The sequence below is a fragment of the Vibrio sp. 661 genome, from assembly GCF_033339315.1.
Lineage (GTDB): Bacteria > Pseudomonadota > Gammaproteobacteria > Enterobacterales > Vibrionaceae > Vibrio > Vibrio alginolyticus.
The window spans coordinates 82,503-104,667 of sequence record NZ_JAWOUJ010000012.1 but is presented as its reverse complement, the minus strand read 5'-3'; the positions used below and the strand labels follow the sequence as shown (position 1 = coordinate 104,667).

The following is a 22,165-nucleotide window of genomic DNA, read 5'->3' as shown; positions in this document are numbered from 1 at the left end:
AATGAGCATTATCATGGCGATTGCCAATCAAAAAGGCGGCGTTGGTAAAACAACTTGTACTTACAACTTTGGCATTAGCATCGCTAGCCAAGGCAACAAATGTCTATTCCTGGACTTTGACCCACAAAACAACTTAGGCGGCTCAATCGCACCGGAAATGGTCGAGAATCCAGAGTACACATCTGCGAGTTGCCTACACAACGCTTACAACCTTTTTGAAAATCCAGTAAAGGCTAAACCTTTCGAAGTCAGCGAAAACGTACACGTTATTGGCGGCGATAAGCGCATGGGTAACATTACTCAATCACAAATCTTAAACGTGGCTGAGTCTATCGACCTTATCAAAGACGACTACGACTATATCTTTATCGACTGTCCACCAGCGGCGAACGCGCTACAGCATGCAGCGCTACTTGTGGCCAGTAAGCTACTTATCATTAGCCAAGCACAAAAAATGTCGATCAAAGGCGTTAATGAGCTGGTTAAGACCTCGCGCCAAATCCGTCGAATGAACCCTGACTTGGAAGTATTAGGCATTGTCCTAAACCTTATCGAAGCCAACATTACAAACGACCAGCGCGAACAGGAAGCGGAACTTCGTAAAGAGTACGGCAACCTAGTTTTTGAAAACAAACTGATTAAAACAACGCGCGTAAGTGAAGCTCTAAACCAAGGCAAAGCACTGATTGAAACCAACCCTAAAGCGGCTGAGAAATTCGGCTTTACAGCGGTTTGTGAGGAACTTTGCAAGCGCATGGTAGAGGTGACAGCATGACCAAAAGTTTAAGAGATCGAATCAAGCTTAGCGACCTAGATAATCTCTTGGATGAATCAGAGGTAGAAATCCGCGATGCAGCGAAAGTGTTGGCTATCCCTAAAGACTCTTTGTATTCAGTTGAGCAAGTTCGTGAAGAATTTAACGATGAATCACTACTTGAGTTATGCGAAAGCCTAGAAGAAAACGGCCAAATTCAACCTGTCGTTGTTTACCCGTTCGATGGCAAGGGATACAAAATCCAAGAGGGTGAACGCCGTTGGCGCGCCACTATGTTGAGCGACAAGCTGACTCACGTTGAATGTATTATCCGTGAAAAGGGCGATATTTTTGGCCAGCTCATTGAAAACATCCAGCGAGAAGATTTAACGGCAATCGAATTAGGTAAGGCGTTTGACCAAGCTAAGAAAAAGCACAATCTGGATAACCGTGGCTTAGCTAAGCGCCTTGGCAAATCAGACGGCTACATTTCAAAATACCTAAATGTGCTTAAAGCCCCTGACTTTGTTTTGGAAGCATTCAAAAAAGGGATTATTGGTGATGTTGAGTCCATCAACGAACTACGCAAAGCAACCATCGATAACTCTGAGCGAGTTCGTGAAGCACTGGAAAGCGGCGAGAAGCTAACACGCCAAGATTGTGTAAAACTGCGCACTGGCGAGCTAGATAGCAAGGTGGAAGTTGCACCTCAACCTAGCAAACCAGAGAAAGCAGAAAAGACCGATAAGACACCAGTAAGCAAAAAGCCTACGGCAAACCAAAAGCCTACCAGCATTTGTGTGATGGTTAATGACCGTCATGGTTTGGTGTTCGCATCTGGTAAGCATAGCGACAAGCTAACGGTACTGTTTGATGATGGCGAACTTGAGCAAGTGCCAGTTGGTGAAGCTCAATTAGTTGGGTATCGTGTGTAAAGTTCTCGCATGCGAAAACTTTTAAAGCGGGTGGCTAATTAGCCGCCCGTTTTTCGTTAGGACGTAATACCCGCCGTCACGGTAGACACCAACCACATAGTGATCGAGCGGCACGTCTTGCCAGCCAAATAGCCCTAGTTCGTCATCGCAATAAGCGACGATATTCACCAGCTTTACCTTTTGGATATGCAGTAGATAGATATTATCTAGCGCCCCTTTAAATGGTCTGTAGATATACTCGCCATCTTTCCTTAAAGCGGGGATCTCATTCCCTGCGACTGAATGGCCATCGGCAACGCCGTCTTCGTTTATGTCGATTAGCCCGTAGTGATAACGATGCCTGATAGTAAACATCCCCTACTCCCAAATGCAAAAACGCCAGATTTGACAATTAAATCTGGCGTTTTTGTGTCTATAAAGGTTGTATAGGCAATATATGCCAAGAACTATTTTATAGCATGCCTCGAAGCGTTTGCAAGTTCGTCCAGTTGCACACTAGACTCGAACATAAAGCCTGTTTGTACCCCCTCGTTTTCTAGCTCTTGATTTACACGCCCAAGAATATCAATAAGCGATGCACCGCCGCCGCCAAACATATCCCCGAGCGCTTGGCCTTGGTGAAGCAGCTCACTATTGATTGCCTCGGCCATTGCCTTAAATGCCAGTGTCATGCGTTTTGCGCTTCGGTTGTTAGCAGCAATGAATCTCGCCAGCGCTTCGGCCTCGGGATCGTTGTCGCCAAACAAACCGGACTGAGCCAATAGCTCATCGATGTGCTGACCGGAATCTTTGGCCTGCCTTACTAGCTCGGTTGCTTGCACCAGTGAGTCAAGTGCTGACTTAGCGAGGTCAGGTTGTGAGGCGTTAATTTCCACGGCTTCTGCCAGCGTTCCAGACGTGTTTTTATGCACCTCTCCGCTAAGGTATTGCATCTCAACAAACGCGCTTGCTGCGCCGTTTAGCGCGCTCAAAATGTTGCGAATTTCGGGATCGGCTTCCTCGGCTACCAGCTTCACCAACTTCTCGTTTTTGTACGCCTTGGCAAACACGGCATTTTGCATGCGCTCAATCAGTTGCTTGGTTGGTCGGCCATCTTCGGTAAGTAGTCCGGCGGTTGAGTTATCCCCAATTTCAGTTAAGAAACTGTTTATAAATCCTTGGTTAGACTTGGCCAAAAGGTTGCCTGTTTCGCTCGGTTGGAATAGAGCAATCATGCGGTCATCGATGCGCTCTGCGTCAACCCAAGCTGTCTCGGCTGCGCTCATTTGTTGCAAGTCAGAGAGGTTGGAATCTCGGGCAAACTTAGCACGGTTAACTTTGGTGACACGTTCTCGAACCAACACTGGCTCGCGCATGCTCTCAACTTTCTCCGGTGATAGGTCGAAGCGCTCCGCATTGTCGATTAGGAACTGGCGGTACTTATCAGCCTTGCCCTCTCGATACGCCTTGATGATAGCTATGGTTCGACCGTTCCCCGACTCCACCACATTATCCGAGCCAACAATCGGTGCGCCGTGGCTAGATAGTCCAGAATCGGTTAATTGTTGTGGACGCAAATCGTTGGCCATCTTTGAGATCTGCAATTTTGAGGATACGCGAGTACGGTCGCGCGGTTGCAGTTCTTGCGGGAAGTTCGGATTGATTCGACCGTCTAAGTCGTTCGATGGAATAAGGTCGCTGGCTTCCACGACTTTAAAGCCTGTTTCTACTTCGTCGCCTTTTGCTGTCACAACGTAGCTGGTGCGACCTAGCTTGGGTTTTGGATTGTCTGTTGCGTACAGTTGAACAATCTCGGCTAGGTCATTGATGTTTTTCGCCTCTTTGATTTCGGCGCTAATTGATGTGAGTTGGTTCAATTTGACCGCTCCGGTTGGATTGGCGAGTTTTCGCATGCGAAAACTTTTGGGACAGGGAAAAGGATTAAAGGCTCTTAAGCAATGCGAAAAGCGCCTTGGCGTAGTTATGACGTTCGCTGGCTGCTAGTGCAAGGTTTAAAGATTGCTTGTAGTAATAGTCTGCTCGGATTTTAGTGAAAACATTCATCGTTTTTTCTCAAGTTCTCTGAAAAGTTTTCGCATGCGAAAACATCCGTGTCTTTCGCGCTCCATGCAAAAAGTTCTCGCATGCGAAAACTTAAGCGGCCAGTTTGTCAGGATTGTGCTCGAACCATTCAATCGCTTTTTGCTTGATGCTATCTAGCTCCAAGCCCTCTGAGTGAACGTCTCGCATTACATCAACAAACAACGATGGCTTGGCTGTATTAAACTCCCCTGCAAGGAATCTCGCAACCAGTTCGCTTTGTTCAACTGGACGTTCGCCATTGTCGCGCTCATTCTGCTCAATGTGCTTAGTGATGATCTTGATAGCCTTGCTACGGTCAGCGCGCGACCAGCTACCAAAACCACCATTTTTCTTGGCTGAGCCCGCATCGTTTTTCCAGTAGTCCAAACCGCGCGCAACATGCCCCTTGTAGCCAAACTGGAAGTTTTCGCCATCCTTGTAAACAACGTAGTTATCCCCCTTTTCAACCATTTGGTAGTTAGGGAAAAACGCCATTTCGTATTCGTACCAGTTAGGCAGAAGTAGCACTTCATTGAGCTTTTCAATCTTATCGGAGCGGCCTAACTTGGAAAATTCTTCTACCGATATTGGCTCATCCGAACTTGATACCGGTTCCTGCTCAACCTTTTGGTTAGCGCCTGTCAGTTTATTAAGAATTTCCACCAGCTCACGGTTCTTTTTGATGCGTTCACCAATCGATAGCTGGCCACTCTTAAGCTCTTTCAACAAACCCGCAGCATCGCGGTTGAGCGTCATTTTTTCTCTTAAGCTTAACACTTGATTCTCTCCGGTTTAGGCCGCCGAAGTGGCGGCCTTGGTTGTGATTAAATTTGCGCTTGGATCATGCTTGTGATGTTGCTTAGAGCGGCATCCATCAACGCTTCGTTCTCTGCTATTTGGTCGTTAGCTTCGAAGTGGGCGTAAGCCTGTTCTAGTGCGGTTTGGAACTCATCAACCAATTCCGGCGTAGGTTCACCAGTGAAATCTCGGATTTCCTTTAGTTTCTCTACATGTTCCATTTCTTCGTTATTGCCCTCTGTTTCAGATTGAGGCGCCTCACTACTTAGATTGAACGCTTTCACTAATAGCGCTTCCATTTCCGCTGTATCGTCAAATTCACCGATCAAGTCGTTGCCTTGGTATAGCGCGAACTTGTACTCGCCATCTTTAGCGATCGGATAAATGTCAGCGTGGCTTTCATTTAACCATGAACGGGCGATTAGCGGAGCGTACACGTTCGCTGGCACTGAGCCATTTACTGAGTGGATACCTGCCGCAACACTTGGTTGTACCAATGCGCCTTTTTCGTTGTAGTAGGTATCCACAGATTGCCAGTCCTTAATCGTCTCAAGTTGAGCTTTCGCTTTTTCGCTTAAGTCGGTCGCTAGAATGTCGAATAGAACGTCTAGGCTGTAAGTGAGTCCGTCCTCATCTTTCGCATTAATCGACTTCACTCGGCCTGTTGGGAAAGTCACTTCCTGCTTACCAAGTTTTAGCTCTAGGTTGGTAAAGGCTTCTAGCTGCTCAAGCGCTTTCGCTTCTTCTTCATCTAGGCTTTCACGGAATGAGGTAACGTCTAATACGTCATCCTCTGCCTGTTCGCCTTGCTGGTGCATTTCAGTTAGAGACGCGAGCTCTACCACTTTGCGCTCTTTACCAAAATCAAAGTCCACGGTTAGGCGGCCACCAAAGAAATTGCGATCGTGGTAATCGGTCATCGTGTCGCTGTTGTTGTAGTCGTATTGGCCTACATAAGCGTTAACGAACTCGATCAGCTGATCTACTGCTTCGGTATAACGGCTCATACCGTGTGGCGCTGGCGAGTTAGGGTTATCAATCTCGAACTGTAGGTAAGCTGGATTGTAGAGCATGACGTTTCTTGGCAAGTCAGTCAGCGTTAGGTCTAGTGTGCCGTAGCGAGGCTTGCGTACTGAGATTTTAACGTCATTACTGATCTTGCCAGCTTTCTTAAGCTGAGCGATAAAGGCGCGGATTCGCTTAGCGATTTCACCCGTATCTCGAATGCCCTCGCTCTCATAGATTGAGCCAAATGAATATTGAGTTGGGTCTAGTGCGAGAAGTTGTTTTTCTTCCTCGGATGCACCCTTGCTCACTTCATCTGCTGTGTCAGATTCTACGGCGTTCTTAGCACCCAATAGCTCAAGCAGTTTGTTAGCACCGTCAACCGTTAGGTAGCTGCGAGAATTGGTGTTAGCGATAAAGCGTAGCTCTTTACCCTTGTTCGACTTCGCAGAGAAGAAACTGTAGCCAAATGTATTTTCCATTTGGTTCTCTTGTTCTTCGGTTAGCGCAATATCGTTAATCTTGCCGTCAGCGTCCACCTTAGCCAGTAGCTTGTCGGCGTTCTCGCGTAGTGTTGGGCGCGAGTGAAGCGAACCCGAGCCGTTAATGGCTAACGTTGAATACAATGATTCAAAGCCGTTGATTGTGGTGAACATGGCCGGACTGACAGGCTCTAGTGGTGCGCTGTATTCCGTCTCTGCAATTTGCTCAAGCGTTTTGCCGTCCTTAAACATGTTAAAGATTGCAATAGTGCTTTCTTTCACTGCTTGGTCGTTTAGTTGAGTCGCGTTTTGCTGCGCTGCTGCGCCCTCTAGGCCAGTTTCTAGCACCTTGCCTGTGTACGTATCGATAACGCTAAAATCAGATTGGCCAATAGTGCCAACTGGTGCGTAGCGTTTCTCGCGTGTCGCCTTGAATTGACCTTTATGGTTCAAGTCAGGCAACGCAGCAAGGCTAGGGAAGCCACGGCTTTCGTATTCCGCTTCGATAGCTTTTGTGTACCACAATGGCATGACCGAGTTATGGATAGCGCGCGCCATCTGGTCATTGTCGATCTGCTCATCGTTATCCAAGTATCTAAAACCATGAATTGCCAGGATGTCTTGGTTGGTAACACTTGCCATTGCATAGTGCTGAGCAAAGAGCTCATCTGAACTTAGTTCGGATAGGTCAGGGTAGATACCGTCATCAATCGCCTTAATGAAGCGCTCAACTTTTTGGTAGTCCTCGCCTTGGTCTGCCATTGCTGGAATGACGGTTTCACCTTTTGCCTTGGTGTAAGCTACGTCTCCCTCATGGTAAACCGTAGTCGCGCTAAACGCTTTTTCTACGTCATCCAGTGCTAACGCTTCGCCGTTCTCAAACTTCTCGTATAGGTCGCCACGTAGCGCGCGTAGGTCGAACATTTTCGCCGTTGCACTAAAGAATCCGTCACGGTAGTTCAAGATAGCTTGCAGTAGGTCAGCGCGTTTCGCACGGCGGTTAAATGGAATGCGATGAGCCGTTAGGAAATCAGTGATCTCTTTGCGGTTCTTAAATTGCGCTTCCAGTGACGCTAGGGTTTCACCTTGTAGTGATTCCACTAGGTGCGCTTGTTCTGAAATACGCTTAGCTTGGTCATCCACTTTCTCGCCACGTTTTAGTGTTTTACCAGTACCTAGCGTTAGGTCAGCTAGCATAACAAGACGTTTGCGATCGCTTGGGTTTACTGACTGCATATCCTTAAGTTGGGATAGAGCTGCTTCTTGGAAGCGCATGCGGCCTTGCGTGTGTTCTGCTTGGCGCTGTAATTCAGCATCGCTTTGAACCAGCATTAGGTCTTCGGCAATCTCTTGAATCATGTCCGGCGTCACAAGGTCAATCGATGCGCTCCATAGCTTGTACGCGTTTGGATTTTCCTTGCGGTTCTTCATTTCTGGTTGCTGGCGTAGCTGCTTAGCGAACGCTGCTTTGAAGCCCACTTGTTTTAGGGTATCGAGCGTAGACTGAGGAATTTCATCAACGCCTTTGTCCTCAACCCATTGGTCTAGCGCTTCGGTTGCGATGCGCTCCGCTTCTTCTAGGTCGCCCTCAACCATGCCAAATAGCGGCTCTAGGTCAAAGTTACTTACTAATTCTGGTGGCAGTTTTTGGTCATAAGCGATCGCACCGTGGCGAATGCCATTACCAGCGTCAGCGAATTGCTCTTTCGCCGATTCTGGATCGAGGTACTTAACCACTTGATGTTGTGGCGGCGTCGTACCCAAGCCATAAGGGCGTAGACGTAGGCCATACCAGAATAGGTTATCCGTGGTTTCGTCTTTGTCTTGGTCGTTCGCGTTTGGCTCGTCGTTCTCAATTGGTTGTGGTTCTTCGTTGCTGTCATCGGTATCTTGAAGCAACTTAGATTCGCGATCGTAGTCAGCCAGAATAAGTGATTTAGCAGCTTCCCAACCTTGTAGATCGTCGCCACCAGCAAGCGGTGAACCCTCGCCGTAAGTGACAGCCAAGGTTTGGTTATCGCGCGCGTGGATCATGTACTGGCCAAAGCTATCATCGTCGTTCGCGTCAGGCGATTCGAAGTAGACAAACGGCTCGCTATCTTCGCCTTTATCCATCTTCCAGCCCTTAGCAATGGTCTTGCGACCAATAAGAGCCAATAGCCATTCTTTGCGCTCGATATTTGCTTTTCGTTCCCGTTCTTCGTCTGACAACTGAGGAAAATCGTTTTCAATTGAATCACGGATGTATTCTTTAGCCTCGGCAAGCTCTGATACCGTCATAGCACCTTTATCGAGGTCATAAATCACATCATTGATGTACGACTCTGAATAAGTGCTAGGAACGTTTTGATTTGCTGCACCTGCAAACTCTAATGAGTCTTTAAACTCTTGGCTTAGCTGCTTAACAAAGGCATCAAGATCGCCATTGAAAGCACGGTTAATGATGAAGTCGCGTTTCTCTTGCTTAGTCCATGAAGCGTCCCATTGCTCGATCACTTGAGACGAACTACCACCAGCGTTTACATTTTTCGTTGCTGTATTTGCTGCTGGCTTGATAGCAGCAAGCTGTTTTCGTAGTTCTTCTTGGATTTCGTTCTGCGTAGCAATCTGAGTTTCCAAGCGCTTCTCTTTCTTGGCCAGCTCATCGAGCTTTTGTTCCAAGTCGGTAGCTTCTTCGCCTAGTTGCGCAGCTTGTTCATCAAGTTCTTGTGCCTTTTGTTGCGCTTCTTCCAATGCTTTCTTGTCAGCGTCTTTCTTGGCCTTAGCAGCGACAAATTTCTCGCTGTTGTTTTCAAGCAACTGCGCTAGCTTGTTGGTCACTTCCTTAAGGGATAAATCCATGTTGCCCTTTGGCGCGACTACGTGAGTAATATCGCGCGAGTTCATTAGAAAGCGGAACGCGATTAACGTGTCATCTGGATTGATTTTTAGCGGATCGTTATCCGGCGCATGGAACGCAATAGAAATGCTCTGGCCATCTGAAAACGGGATTTTCACCATTTGGACAGCAACCGCACCAGACTTGCGCGGTTTGCCTACTTCAACGGCTTCTACCGATAAAGTAGGGGTTTTACGCTCCAAGTGCTTACCGAATTGCTGAGCACGAAATTCAAGCCTTGAGGCTTTCGATTTGAACGCCTCTAGCATCATTTGTGGCACAGGTTTGCACTGATACAAGTAGGTGTTCTCCAAATCCTCAAGTGACAATGCTTCTAGGATTTGATCGGCGTTTTTACCTTGCAGCACCGCTTCAATCTGCTCCGGCGTGAGTTTCTTGGCCAGATGGTCGATGCGATCCACAATCTTGATTTGATTTTGACTGGTAAACATCATGACTTTGCCGCCTCTAATTGTGCTTCAAGTTCTTTGGTTTCTTGCTTCTCTTGCTCTAATGCAGTTTCGAGATCTGCTATGCGGCGTTGTTCTTCTTCCAACTTAGTGCGAACGCTATCCCGAGCGGCTAGGGCATTGGTGTAATTGGACTGAGCGACTTGTTCAGCCGCTTTGGCTTCTTCAAGTCGCTTAGCAACAGAACGTGTAGCTGGTTGAATGTCTGAGGTGTCTTTAACGGCTTTAGCCGCTTTACGTGCAACTTGCTTGTCAAACTTGCTTTGGTTGCGCTTCATTAGGCGAACCATTTCACGCGCAAGCTCGCGCTCGTTCTTCACGCTAGGGATAGGCTGTTTAGTGCTGTTGAGTGTCATTTGGAAAATATCACCCTCATCACCAATAAACAGCGTCATTGACTGGCCATTATCAAAGAATAACTTGGCGCGTTTAACTGTCTCGCCGTCTCGTCTCGTTCTCTTGTTCGAGGCTTCTACGTCTGTAACAGTCGCACCAGCTTGTTTTAACGCAGTGATCAGACTCTTAAGGCCGCGTTCGGTCACGTTGTCAAAATCGACCACCACATAGTTATGTGACTGGTCTAGTGCAAACTTACTGTTGTTACGCAATTTCAAATTCCTCTGAATATGTCGTACAGGTAGGAAAGATTTTGTACAGCGGATTGATTAGGGAACAGGAGCGCTCAATCTTAACGTCCAGAATCCACTCGCCATGCAGCTTTTCCCCCGCTTCGAGTTCGAGTAACTTGCGATCGAACGTCAGGTATTCGCTGTTATGTCCGGCGTGTGAAAAGTCGAGCTTACGTGTGCGAGTAATGACGGTTTTTGGTCGTTTTTTACTGCGCAACGAATAGGTTAAAGTCCCACTCGTTATGGCTCGCTGAGATTGATAACCAAGAACGAATCGAATCACATCGGGATCGTCCATCTGGTTTGCATGCAGTATTTTTACTGCGTTTCGTTTAAGCAAAAATCGGTCAGCAATGGCTAGGCCAATTACTGCAAATTCCATCATTTGCCTTGACCTCCGGTATTAAAAAATCTCGCTAACATTTGGCTAGCCAGCTTGCGGATAAAGTTGATCGAGTCTGCTCCGTTGTTCGACGCAATGAGGACAAGCGCGCTGGTATAACCAGCCTCCACACCCTCGCTTTCACACAAGTAAGCGACTATCAAACCGACCACCAACGCCAGCGTTAGCTCGGTTAAAAAATCAAGGAATCCACCAGCTAGACGTTGCTCGCGTATGCCTTGGAGATATGACCCAACACCACTGAGGACAGATAGAGCCAGTACGCTAATCGCAAAGCTCTCACCAACAACTGACACTGGCATTAAATCCCCCTTTTGTATATCACCTAGCGAGTGTATTCGGAATGGTGGCTTTTGCTCAATAGACGGGCGTTACTTACTTTTGAATGGGTATCAAATAGGGCTGTTTTGCGGAAAAAAGTTAGATTTCAAGAGCCTATATAAAAAAGAAGCCTCTCACCCAAAAGGCTGGTGAGAGGCTAATCCAAGCGTTTTGTTGCGCGGCAACGCATACAAAACTTCCAACGAGGATAGTCGAGTCGAATCGATATTTGACGAGGAAGATTATATAAATATTGATTTTCGCATCAATATGCGCCCATGTTTTCGCATGCGAAAACTTTAGGGAATGGCATGTTTTAAAGTTCTCGCATGCGAAAACTTTTGCAAAAAAAGGGACAGCATCGTGTCCCTTTGGTTGATGGTTATGGCTTGATGTAGCGGATCGAGAAATGCGAACCCCGAATAGGCGTGGATGCACCTCTGTCTAAGAATTGAATAAGCTCACCGTAGTATAATTTTCCTACCCATCGACAAGTCGTTGGCACGGCATCGAAGTCGTTGGAATCACTTTGAGCCTCCGCTATAATTTTATTGCTTTTGGCGATTGCAGAGTACACAGTCGATGAGTTTGAAGCATTGCGGCGTCGTATCGCAGTCCATTCAATTTCGTAATACCCCTCAACACGAACATCAAAACCAGCAACCGGAGCGTTGTAGTTAATCAAATCAAACGGATCGAGGAAACATCCTATCCAATTCTTGAACTCCCATGTAATGCCATCTATCGTAAGGTTGCCCTCTCTTAGCCCCGCATTACAGCCCAAGGCAACCTCTCCAGCGCGTGATGAAACACCCGCTAGTTTACTATCAACGTAGTCTTTACGTGCGAGAGAGTTACCAGCCGAGCTCTGAGGCGAACCTGCATATACATTGCCGTCCTTAATGTCTACATAATTACTGCGGCGGTTAGTGTAGAAGCGCATCCGACCCTCTGAGTTAGATAGGATCTGAATACCAGAACGGATATTGGTGCCATCATAGTAAGAGGCTAACGCCCAATGCGCACTTGAACTATCTCTACAGTTGATACTGAATCCCGCACGGCCATTCGTCGCCCATGATGAATCCATAAAACTATTATCCATACGAACGGAATCAGTCGAACCACTCCATGAGCCAACTGTTATTTCACCATCAGTACGAAGCAATGAGTTACCGAAAAAGACACCAGAAAAGCCACCAGCATCGTTAATTCGTAACCAAGAACCATCTGTAGCTCTAATCCCTTGTTTACCACCAAAATCCAAGGTTTGGTTTAAATTTATATTTAGACCCGAAGAAGCTACGATGGGATTGTAGAAATAGAAACCACTCGATGCTTCCGTTTGGAGGTGGCACCAAGAAGAATTACGAGAACCAATCCAAGTTTTCTTTGTAGAGTAATCAAGCTCTAAACCCTTTCCATCAACAGAGTTAATTGCCCCTAAGTCTTTATTGTAAGACGTATAGCTAGTGACCATTCGCCCTTTGACAATACCCGCTGGCTGGCTTGCCCCCTTATTGCTAACGTATGGCGTAATGGTGTGACTACACATGTATCGAATAAGAATGTTCGTACTGTAGGCACTACGTGTTTTTACATAGATGGCGTAATTGTCACCGCTAGTATTTACCCAACCAAACTCACTAAATGGTAAGCCGCTAGGATGGTCTGTAATAACCTGACCATTTAGACCTTTAGGGTTTCCGTTACTGGCTCTCAGAATCATTTGATGTCGTGACGACTGATAGTGCAAGTCAGTGTTAAAGCCAGCACCACCAAAGAACTCAATAACCGCAGTAGAGCTTGATTGAGGCATCGTTACGTTAGCAACCTGACACCAAGAATTATCACTTCCTAAAGAGGTACGGACAACTTGAGTACGGTTGTTCGCCTCGGTGATTACCTTTTGCCCTTGAATCTTGATAGGAACATTGGAATTAAGCTCTGAGCGAGTCAGATCTAGCTTGGCCACTCCACCATTATGAGCACCACCCACCGCGATTTGAACGTAAGCATCCGACGAATTAGAACCGTTCGTTAAGTAAACCGCCCGACGATTACCAATCAACCCGTACCCGTCCAGCTTAACTTGCTCGCTCGATGGAACGTTATTACCAGCGCGAGTGCCTTGCACTTCAACACTACGATTCGAAGATACCGACTCTGTAGCGTTTAGGGAGCCGTATAGTGTTGATTCACCACCTTTGCGGATCTTTAATCGACTTGAAACGTCACTTTCTACAACCTCAAAGGTGCCATCGGTTTTCGTTTCAACATGAAAGCGCTTACCTGCATGACCTATGTGCAATTGAGAAACATTGGAACTGCCCTCATCAATGAGTAGGCCACCAGTCAATGTACCGCCTGACAGTTTTAGGTAGCGGCCATCGGCTTGCGCTTGAGTCATCTTTGAGGCTGCAAGGTCATACGCTTTCTTAACGGCACCTGCCGCCGCAAATTTCACATCGCTAGCATCATTAACCGCTGCTGTGAATGCGTAGTTCGGCACGTTTGATAGACCAACTTGAGCTTTCGTAACCTTGTGTGGGTTCGAGTTGTCTGATTTGTGTTGAGCAATGTTGGTTGTAATGGCCGCTACCGCATCTTCTTGATCCATGAGCGCGTCACCAAGCTCTTTGATTGTATCGAGCGCTTCTGCTGGCGCACCACCAATCAAAGTGCTGATACGTTCGTCGGTGTGCTTGTTCGCGTTTGTCTCTGCTTGCTCTGCGCGGTCATAAGCTGCGTTACCGCGATTTAAACCCTCAACGCCTTTGTCGTATGCTTGTTTAACAGCACCAGCGGTCGCAAGTTTACTGTTGGACGTGTCTGATACCGAGCTGGTGGCCGGATAGTTTGGTACGTTACCTAAGCCTACTTGTGCCTTTGTGACTCCGTGCGGGTTCGTTTTATTGCTAGCGTGCTCATCCACTTTTGTCGTGATTTCTTCACGCAATTTTCGAGCTGGACTACCACCAACTTGAGTCAATTTTTTTAATGCCATTCAGAAATATGCCTTTCTCAATTCATTGACTAGCAACTCCGACAAAGCGCCGGAGCACATCGTTAATGGGGAAGTAGGAAAGGTCATGGCTTACTTGAAGCCGATAACAGTCACAATGTCACCAGCTTGTAACTGCTCACCAAACGTAATTGTGTTGCCAGATAGGCTCCATACACCTGCGTTCTGCATTACACCGCACACGCTTAGAACAAGGATTGCTGACACTGTACCTGCTGGCAGAGCCACCGTAGTTGATGCAGATTCGACAGTAATATCTACCGTTCGGATCGCGTCTTTGATTGAGACGCCTAGGCTATCCTTGGTGGCATACTTACCGTCAGATTCCGCTTTGGTGTATGACGCGCCGCTAGCTGCTAGACCGCTACGCGCTTGTGAAATGATTTGAGATTTAGTTGTGTTCTCAAGCTTCGCTGCGTTAACGGCAGTTGCGCCAGCGTCTAGTGCGCCCACGTCTTCTGCGGTTAGCTCGACGTTTGCGCTTAGCGCGTGACCGTTGATGGTGCGAGTCTTTGGCACTGCATTCACAACGCGAGAGTCGTTACCCTGCATCACTGTGTGAGCGGTAGTACCAAAGTCTTTGTTGAATGCTGTTTTTTTCTCAAGCGCTGGTTCCGCGCCAACGTCAGTCGCTTCAAGCACTACGTTACCGCGCTGACCATTAACCGACGAAACGGCGTCAGTCGGTGTTAATAGTTCTTGCCAGTTCGCTAGTGTGCTCGCTGGTTGGCGCATAAGAACGAATGATTTACGCAGATCCGAACGGATTGCCATATCACCCTCTTGCGCTGTAAGAGCAAGCATTTCCGCTTCTGACTTAACAGGGAACGTTTCTTTGATAGCGATAGCTGGCAATTGGCCTTGTGGGATCTTACCAGTGCTATCTAGTGTAGCCACACCCTCTGCAACGCCTTTCTTGTTGTTAGGGATGTAGTCGTGCGTGTGGCTTGCTGGCGCTGCGCCCACATCTGAGTGAGTCAGAGTCACATCGCCCGTTAGTGGTTTGTTATTGATAGTGCGAGAAGTTGGGACAAGATTGGAGCGCGCTTCACTGACAACTTGTGCCTTGGTTTTCCCCTCTAGTTTTGATGAGTCTGTTGCGCGAGCGCCCGCTGGTAATGCACCAACGTCTTGCGCTGAAAGATCAGAAACAAGACGGTTGATGCGAGTTAATTTGTTTTGTGTAGCCATAAAAAATCCAATTTCGTTGTTAGTAAAAAGGGCATTTATGGGGAATAGGGCTAGGGGAATTTGAAAACTGATTAGCCGACCAAGGTGATCTCCGTTCCTGCTGCAATTTCGTCAACAAACTGGATAACATCACCGTCCGGTGAGATGGTGTAAGCAATATCTTTTGATTGCTGCACACCCTGTAGGAACACCAGCTTAATCGCGCGTTCTTCAAAGACTGGTGGAACAGTGAAAGTATTCGACGTACTAGCGAAGTGGCTATGGAATACTTCCATAGGCGCGCCAGCGATACCGCTGTTTATGATGGCTTCAAGGTTATCGATATGCTCTTGAAGCTCGGCAATGATAGAGCTTGAGCTTAGTGATGGGACACCTAGAGTAATCACCACTTCATCACCCGTTTCAAGTGGTTCGGCTACTTCAACCTCATTAGTGTCTTTCAAGAATTGCCAAGCACTGTCTTTGGTCTGCACGATACCTTGGATAGACAATGAATCTACTTCCGGCACTTCGTAAGGCAATGCGATTTTTGTTTCGCCACCAGACGCAATATACGGCCAATGTTCAACCGACTTGTTGTATGCAGCAGCAGCTTTGTCGTGAACCAACTTGATGGCTCTCGCAGTGGCATAAAGCTGATCGTTATCTACGTTTATCTGACTGGTTGCGTCCCAGTTGTTTACCAAGCTAAGGCCAACTTGCGCTTTGGTTACATGGTGCGGGTTTTCACGGTCTGCGTAGTGCGCATTGGCTTCGGCGCGCATCGCATATTGCTTATGTGGATCGGGATGTGAAACGTGACCTTGTAGGTCATAACCGCCTTGTTCACGATCATCAAAGTTAAGGTGTTCACTTTTGAGTTGGGTAACGCCATCTGGCACGGTAGCGCGACACAATATCAAATGATGATCTTCAACCGCTTCCTGCGGAAGCACCTTAATTTCGGACGCTTCAATGTCTGACGCTAAATCGACTTGTTTTGTCTTTACGCCAAACTTATAGAACGCTTCGAGCACCACATAAGAAGTGGCACCAGCCGGAATCTCCACATCAACATCGTGTTGTTGTCGAACGGTTAACACATAGTCGTCGCGCTCAACTAACGCCACGCCAAATTGTTCACCACTGCTCACACGCAGTTTCATTCCACCAGCAGGAGCACATTCAAAACCACGGAAAATACCAGCGCGAACGATGCCGTAAAACTTACGGTTTAGGCTGTTACTGGCCAGTGGTTCTAGGTACTGCGTATCGGTGATAAGCGGTAGCGCTTGCCAGTCCGTTAGCAGTGGCGGGATGATGATCGTTTCTTCGAAGTTTGGGCGACTCATTAGGCACCTACCTGCGCCAATTGAGCGCTATCCGTGCGAGCCGTGTTAATCACGATTTCTATCGATAGACCACGGTCAGAGTAGATCCAAACTGGTTGAGTGACAGCCACTAGAATCAGACCGCCGCTCGCATCTTTCACGCCGACGCAAGAGAACTGGTATTGTTCATCTTCTGCTAGCGTACCCGCTGGCAAGTTTGCCGTGATTACGATATTGCCGTTCACATAGGCGTAGTTCGCCTTAGAACGGTAAAACACGTTTTCAACGGTTGTCTTATCCAGTGGGATAGGCATGCAGCTAGGCTTGCCCTCAATTTCTTGGATAAGGTCAAAACCCCATTCAAGATCGCCAAATTGGAAATAAGGCTCAGTACCATTGGTAGGCAACGACGACAAGGCGCGTTCGTCGTAATAACGATTAAGCAGTTCACACTGCGATAGGACTACTTTTTGTGTAAGCACCTTTACGACCTCGTATAAGTCGTGGCGCTTTAATGGGACGGGGAATAGGAATAGGGTTAATAGTACCGTCTATCAATGGAGATCGCATCTAAGGGGATCGCATCCATTCTAGGTGTACCATACATAGGGCTAGCAGGGCGTTCTTCCTGTGTCGTCGTTCCAGTTTGAACGAAATCCTGTTTATAGATCGGTGTTGATTCTATATCGGTCGTGGTCTGTTTTCCAACCGTAACATGGTCAGAATAGCTAGGTATTTCCACCATATCCATGACTTCAAATTCAATAGAATACAATTGGCCATCTAAAACAATTCGTAATGGGATAAGAGGATGCACCACTCGCTTAATCTTCGCTTCGAATGCTCGAATGGCTTCCTCGGTAATGCCGTCCTCACCTGCAATGTCGTTCAAAGGGATGCGAATAGCACCGCGACTAGTCAGAAAAAAGTCGCTCGGGTTTAGTCCGTTTTGCAGCTCTAACTCTGACTCGGGAACTAAGAACGTGCCGTATGGAAATTGCTCTTGGTCTACTGGCGCGTAGATTCGTTCCCACTTAACACGTAACCCTTTAAATTCACGCGCGAGCGTTGAGATAAGTGGATAAATGGTCTTTTTAAAGTGAATTTCGTCCTTACGCTGCATCACAACGTGTGGCAAGTCCTCATCGGCCACTTCGCCTAGTGGGAAGATTTTTCGCAGCTCTTTAATGTCTTCTAGCAGCGATTCTTTGTCCATTTCGTACAGTGAAGAACGCGCTTTGAGCTTTTCAATGTATGACTCTACGTGAGTTTCAATTGACTCTGCGATCGCGCTTGCTAAATCTACCCAAGCGGTTTCCTTTTGACGCGCCTTGGTTAGCTGGCCAGATAGCCATTTTCTGAAGTCTCCAAATGCCATGTTTTTCGCCTTATTGGTGTAAAAGTTTTCGCATGCGAAAACTATACGGGATGATGTTTCTTAAAGTTCTCGCATGCGAAAACATCCGTGTCTTTCTTGCTCCGTGCGAAAACTTCTATGAGTAATCGAAGTTCAGTTGAATGGTTGACGCATTCACATCTAAATAGTGGTAAGTATCAATCGGGATGCGGTCAAGAATCCCAACGACTTCAACCTCAAACTCTTTAATACCCAAAGTCACGTTGAGCTCTTGGATGGCATCCCAAATTTGGTTTTTGGTAATGCGCTCATTGCGACTTGTCTGTTTGCCAAATTTCTCATCTAACGCATCGGCCAGTACCTTTGTCGCCCATTCTGGATTTGAACTTGGGTAAAGCTTACCTTTGACCGTCACGGTAAATGGCACGTCCTTACGCTCCACCAGCTTATAGCGCTCGTTATAGCCCTCTCGGCCAGCGAATAGAACTTGGATTTCCTGATTCAAAATCTCGTCGGTTTTATCGGCAGAGTAAGCACAAATAAAGATCGTATTGATGTTGCGAACGTCCGGCGTTCCTGTGAGTTTTTCCTGCTCCGCTTCACCCCAAATCGACAACCAAGTAATACCAGAAATATTGCGCTTAACAAAGGTCATGTAATCCGAGTCCCACGCTATCTGCTCGTCATAGATTGGCGAGTAAAGGGCGTTGTTTCGGATTGATTCAATGTCTTCCGGCTCTGCACCGCCGATAATGCTGGTGGAAGTTTTGATTGAGAGCTGGTCTTTATAGGCGCTTTGAACCCCCATATCGATAAGCTCTAAATACTGCGCATCGAGTAGGGTAGTCACACCATTAGTCAGCCATAGCTCAAACTCAATTACATCACCTGTCGCTGGCGCACGACCGTTATTGTTGTTACCAAAACGAACGCCTAGCTGGTCGGTTGGCTTGTAATACTCCATGTAGGCTTTGGATTTGCCGTCTGTATTACGAAACTTAAAGACGTGCGTCCATTCTTCTCCGTTCACGCGCACGATGATGTTATGAATACGCTTAGTCAGCTCTTGAGGGAACGCCACGGCCAACCAGTTTTTTCCTTCATCGACCGTGTAGGTCATCTTGGACACTTCGAACTGTTGCACCTCTACTGCGGCGCTTTCTTGCGGCATAAGATCAATGGCTTCCATTAGCGTATAGCGCAATTGATTGTCAGCCACGCATTGGCTGTATTTCGGCAAGGTAACGCGCTTTGTTCCAGTATTGGTCACTAGCGCACGGCCTTTCGATGGCGCTGCTTTTCGCCCTACATAGCCCTCAGTTTCAGCACCCGCCAAAATGGAGGTGCGTTTAGTGGCTAGCGTTAGGTAGGATTCTTGCAATGCACGGCTACTGATTGCTGCCATGCGTTCAACAATCTTGGCCACAAATAAGCAAAGGTAGTCAACGAACTGCGAACCAATATGACGCGACCACCAGCTTGAACCAGCAATCGCCTCGTTAAAGGTCTTTTTGACTTCTTCTAACTTGCTCAAAACGTAATACCTCTCTCCAACGTTTGACCGTTCACAACGATCGTCAATTTGTAGGCATCGATACCGTTCACGCTTGGCTCTACGGCAATGCCTTGAACCACCGCGTCTTTCACGTCAATTGGGAGGGTTAATAGGATTGAGTTTTCGATAGCTGCTGCTGTGGTTTCGTTTATTGGTTCATGCTTGTATGCCCCTAATCTGTTGCCCCATTTTGGAGCGCCCCAAACTTGGCCTTGAGGTGTATCGAGCCATTCAGAGACGCGCGCAACGATCGCGTGCTTCTCATCGGCTACTTTTACACCGTCAATATCGACTCGTAGTAAGTAATCAATTTCTTGGCTCAACTATCACTCCATATCAGCGCTTTGACGCTGTAACGAACGGTCATCAAAGTTGAGAGGAATAGAGCCGCTAGCCTTAGTGGCTGACGCTGGTTTGTCTTTGCTTGAGCCACCGCTAGGCGCTGCAAAGATAGTGGTTGGTTTGGTTGCATCGCTGCCGCTAACCGCGCGCCCAATGGCATCCAATGAATGCTTGCTAAGTTCCACGGTTTGAGGCTTGCCGCTCTCTTTGAGGTCTTTCATTGCTGCCTGTGCTTGCAGCTCGCTAACTCGCTCATTGCGTTGGATGGATGATTGAGTTGCAACCGTCTTATTCGAGGTGTTTTCGGTATCCACTTTCACCACGGATTGAGTGTCCGTTTTCTGGTTACTTAGCTCGGTATTGATGGATGATTCATGGCTGGCTGTGGTCACGCTGTTGGTTTGCGTGTTGTTTGCTGCCTTGGTTAGAGCGGCTACTGCCTCGGCCTCTTTACGGCGTTTGATCTCCGCATCGACGGCGGCAACCTGCTCGGCTTTCTTCTCTGGCGAGTAGACTTGGCCAAGTTCGGGATGCTCGACCATACCGGACATATCCATGCCAGTTTCCTTGGCCACTTTCACACGTTTGTCCTGGCTAATGCCTTGCTCGCTGACATTTTGCGATGCCTCTTGGGAGGTCACTTGAGTTGAGTTTTTCGCATCAAGTTCGCGCATGGTTTTCTCGTCGCCGGACACTTTAGCTGTGTGGTAGGCTTCGGCGCTCTTAAGGTGTTCCTCTTTCTCTGGCTTGGCCTTTTTGTCATCCTCAATCTCGCCGCCAAACAGCTTGTAAATGCCCTTGGCTAGATCGTTAGAATCAAAGGTCAACGCTTCCTTAGCACCATCAAAACCGAACGCACCAAGCGCCGCACCAAGCAAACCAGCACCACCACTGACTAGACCACCCAAATCGAGCACGTTCGCCAATGCCATTGAGCTTTTCTGGCCAGTTGTCGCCTCTTGGCTATCTTTGAGGTTGAACGTCTCTTTCTGCTTGTCTTTGTCAGTGAATTCGCTAAACGCATCGTAGGCCATTAAGGCCGGAGCAAGGAAAGGGATCGCCTTGCCAGCAACAGAGCCGATTTTAGACATACCTTTAAAGGCAGCACCCGCCATCGATACGCCCTTGCTGGCCACGTTTGAGGCTTTGCTGCCAATGCCTGACATAAGCGATTTGATTCGGCCACGTTTGCCACCCGCTTTACGGCCAGTATGTCCACCAGCGCGCCCACGGCGGCGTTCAAACATATCGCCAGCGAGATCTAATAGACCGCCTTGGCCATCGTTCGCCGCTGCTTTGGTTGCCGAAATCAGATCATCAAGCTTATCTAGCACATCATCGAACTGGCGTTCGCGGTCAGCACTGGACTCGTGCAATACCTCAAGCATGTTTGCTCGGTAGCTCTGATCTTTGGTGCTTGTTAGCTCACTGGCCTTGCTTATCCGGCTAGAATCGACCCCACCACGATTGACAGACACGTTACCCCTAGCACCATCACGGTTAGGTCGATCACTAGGCGTAATTTGCGTTGAATGGCTTGTCTCGAACGAATCTTTTGTCGCTGATAGTTGTTCATGGCTAACTGTCTCTATGGCTGTAACGGCCTGACTGTCTGCCTCGGGCGCTTTCTTGCCTCGGGTAAAGAGTCGGCCTAGTTTCGATTCTTTTAGCTTGTCTTTGGTTGAGGTGGCTTTTTCGGTCACTTCATCCAGTGCGTCTTTAGCGTCTTGCCCTAAGTGGTAAAGCTCTTTAGCGGAGTAGAAGAACGAACCACCAGCCGCAGCGCCAGCCGCATCGGTCGCGTCGTTTTCTTCCTGTAGGAACTCTTTCACGTTATTGATGGCCAGTTGCTTAAGGCTGGTGGCCACCTTGGCAAAAACGTTCTGGCTTTCCTTTTCCGTGTCGGTTTGCTTTTCAATTTGGCGCTCTAATGCGGTTTGTTGTGCGTTCTTGTAAGCCGATTGCTCTTGCTTACTCGCATAGCGACCATCGGAGCGTCGAAGCTTGCCGTTAGCGTCTTCCCAATAGCCCTCAAACTCTGCCAGTGCGTCAGAGACAGCCTTTTCTAACTTCTCTGGTACATCATCAAGGATTGAGGTATCCAAACGTTCAGAATTGAATTCTGGCGCTTCTACATTCACGACAACGGGCGCTTGTTTTACTGGCTCGCGCGCGTCCTCGCTTTTGAGCGTGTCAGCAATCGACTTTACGCCACTTACAGAGCTGCTTTGCTCGATCGCTTTGGCGTCCGGCTTGGCTTGTGTTTCTGCTGGCTGATTCGGCGCAAATGACAACTCAATTTCACCTGTACGCTTGGTCTTGGTTGCACTTGGTTTAGGTGTGTCGCTTGATTGTTGTTTTAATCCTTTTTGTAGATTAATGCTCGGAATAGTAGAGACGTTAAGAGAGGCATTGGAAACGCCCTTAGTTACCGCCTTTTCGATGCCCTTTGTATCCACTGCAAGGACGGCCTTTTGTTGGCTCTTTGGTAGAGTCTTGCCATCGAGTTTGCGACTAATCTCAGATAGCACGGTCAGCTCTTTGTCACTGGCTCGCTTCACTGCATCAACAACCAGTGAAAGATCAACCTCTTGTTGGTTTCTGTCCATTTTTCACCTTGTCTTGGAGCGCTTTATCTAGGCTTATGGC

At 47.7% G+C, this 22,165-nt stretch carries 18 protein-coding genes; 2 read left to right on the top strand and 16 right to left on the bottom strand.

Features of this window, described 5'->3' with window-relative positions; all coding sequences use genetic code 11:
* Position 1: 1 nt before the first annotated feature.
* Both R7P69_RS18320 and R7P69_RS18315 read left to right on the top strand, forming a co-directional pair.
* Positions 2-775: a ParA family protein gene (locus R7P69_RS18320; RefSeq protein WP_017634061.1), complete on the top strand. Its 774-nt coding sequence runs from the start codon at positions 2-4 to the stop codon at positions 773-775.
* Positions 772-1,689, top strand: a complete 918-nt coding sequence (locus tag R7P69_RS18315) for a ParB/RepB/Spo0J family partition protein (protein WP_053307339.1) — start codon at positions 772-774, stop codon at positions 1,687-1,689. Before R7P69_RS18320 ends, R7P69_RS18315 begins: the two co-directional genes overlap by 4 nt.
* Positions 1,690-1,710: 21 nt before the next feature.
* Here R7P69_RS18315 and R7P69_RS18310 read toward each other — a convergent pair whose 3' ends face one another.
* The 16 genes from R7P69_RS18310 to R7P69_RS18235 form a co-directional block, all read right to left on the bottom strand.
* Positions 1,711-2,043 (bottom strand): hypothetical protein, encoded by a 333-nt coding sequence (locus R7P69_RS18310; RefSeq protein WP_053307340.1) that lies wholly within the window; start codon positions 2,041-2,043, stop codon positions 1,711-1,713.
* Positions 2,044-2,135: 92 nt separating this feature from the next.
* Positions 2,136-3,581, bottom strand: a complete 1,446-nt coding sequence (locus R7P69_RS18305; protein ID WP_158157520.1) for a hypothetical protein — start codon at positions 3,579-3,581, stop codon at positions 2,136-2,138.
* Between the two features lie 28 nt (positions 3,582-3,609).
* Positions 3,610-3,732 (bottom strand): hypothetical protein, encoded by a 123-nt coding sequence (locus R7P69_RS18300; RefSeq protein WP_017634057.1) that lies wholly within the window; start codon positions 3,730-3,732, stop codon positions 3,610-3,612.
* 90 nt (positions 3,733-3,822) lie between these two features.
* Positions 3,823-4,506, bottom strand: coding sequence for a hypothetical protein (locus R7P69_RS18295; protein WP_033905424.1), 684 nt, complete (start codon positions 4,504-4,506; stop codon positions 3,823-3,825).
* A 68-nt stretch (positions 4,507-4,574) separates the two neighbouring features.
* Positions 4,575-9,368 (bottom strand): hypothetical protein, encoded by a 4,794-nt coding sequence (locus R7P69_RS18290; RefSeq protein ID WP_213916459.1) that lies wholly within the window; start codon positions 9,366-9,368, stop codon positions 4,575-4,577.
* Entirely contained in the window at positions 9,365-9,991 is a 627-nt protein-coding gene (locus R7P69_RS18285; protein ID WP_017634054.1) for a hypothetical protein, read from the bottom strand. Before R7P69_RS18285 ends, R7P69_RS18290 begins: the two co-directional genes overlap by 4 nt.
* Positions 9,984-10,397, bottom strand: coding sequence for a hypothetical protein (locus R7P69_RS18280; RefSeq protein WP_155396207.1), 414 nt, complete (start codon positions 10,395-10,397; stop codon positions 9,984-9,986). The genes R7P69_RS18285 and R7P69_RS18280 overlap by 8 nt, the downstream gene beginning before the upstream one ends.
* Complete coding sequence (locus tag R7P69_RS18275; RefSeq protein WP_017634052.1) at positions 10,394-10,717, bottom strand: hypothetical protein; 324 nt, start codon at positions 10,715-10,717, stop codon at positions 10,394-10,396. The genes R7P69_RS18280 and R7P69_RS18275 overlap by 4 nt, the downstream gene beginning before the upstream one ends.
* A gap of 401 nt (positions 10,718-11,118) precedes the next feature.
* Entirely contained in the window at positions 11,119-13,743 is a 2,625-nt protein-coding gene (locus tag R7P69_RS18270; RefSeq protein WP_048626750.1) for a hypothetical protein, read from the bottom strand.
* A gap of 90 nt (positions 13,744-13,833) precedes the next feature.
* Positions 13,834-14,952, bottom strand: a complete 1,119-nt coding sequence (locus R7P69_RS18265) for a hypothetical protein (protein ID WP_213916131.1) — start codon at positions 14,950-14,952, stop codon at positions 13,834-13,836.
* A gap of 71 nt (positions 14,953-15,023) precedes the next feature.
* On the bottom strand, positions 15,024-16,283 hold the full coding sequence (locus R7P69_RS18260) for a hypothetical protein (RefSeq protein WP_017634048.1): 1,260 nt from the start codon (positions 16,281-16,283) through the stop codon (positions 15,024-15,026).
* Positions 16,283-16,744, bottom strand: coding sequence for a hypothetical protein (locus R7P69_RS18255; protein ID WP_033905433.1), 462 nt, complete (start codon positions 16,742-16,744; stop codon positions 16,283-16,285). The genes R7P69_RS18260 and R7P69_RS18255 overlap by 1 nt, the downstream gene beginning before the upstream one ends.
* Positions 16,745-16,800: 56 nt before the next feature.
* On the bottom strand, positions 16,801-17,640 hold the full coding sequence (locus R7P69_RS18250) for a hypothetical protein (protein WP_048626752.1): 840 nt from the start codon (positions 17,638-17,640) through the stop codon (positions 16,801-16,803).
* Between the two features lie 115 nt (positions 17,641-17,755).
* Positions 17,756-19,153, bottom strand: coding sequence for a hypothetical protein (locus R7P69_RS18245; RefSeq protein ID WP_158159324.1), 1,398 nt, complete (start codon positions 19,151-19,153; stop codon positions 17,756-17,758).
* On the bottom strand, positions 19,150-19,497 hold the full coding sequence (locus R7P69_RS18240; RefSeq protein ID WP_033905435.1) for a hypothetical protein: 348 nt from the start codon (positions 19,495-19,497) through the stop codon (positions 19,150-19,152). Before R7P69_RS18240 ends, R7P69_RS18245 begins: the two co-directional genes overlap by 4 nt.
* Positions 19,498-19,500: 3 nt before the next feature.
* The gene (locus tag R7P69_RS18235) at positions 19,501-22,125 is read right to left on the bottom strand and encodes a hypothetical protein (RefSeq protein WP_213869206.1); all 2,625 of its coding nucleotides are present in this window, start codon (positions 22,123-22,125) and stop codon (positions 19,501-19,503) included.
* Positions 22,126-22,165 lie beyond the last annotated feature (40 nt).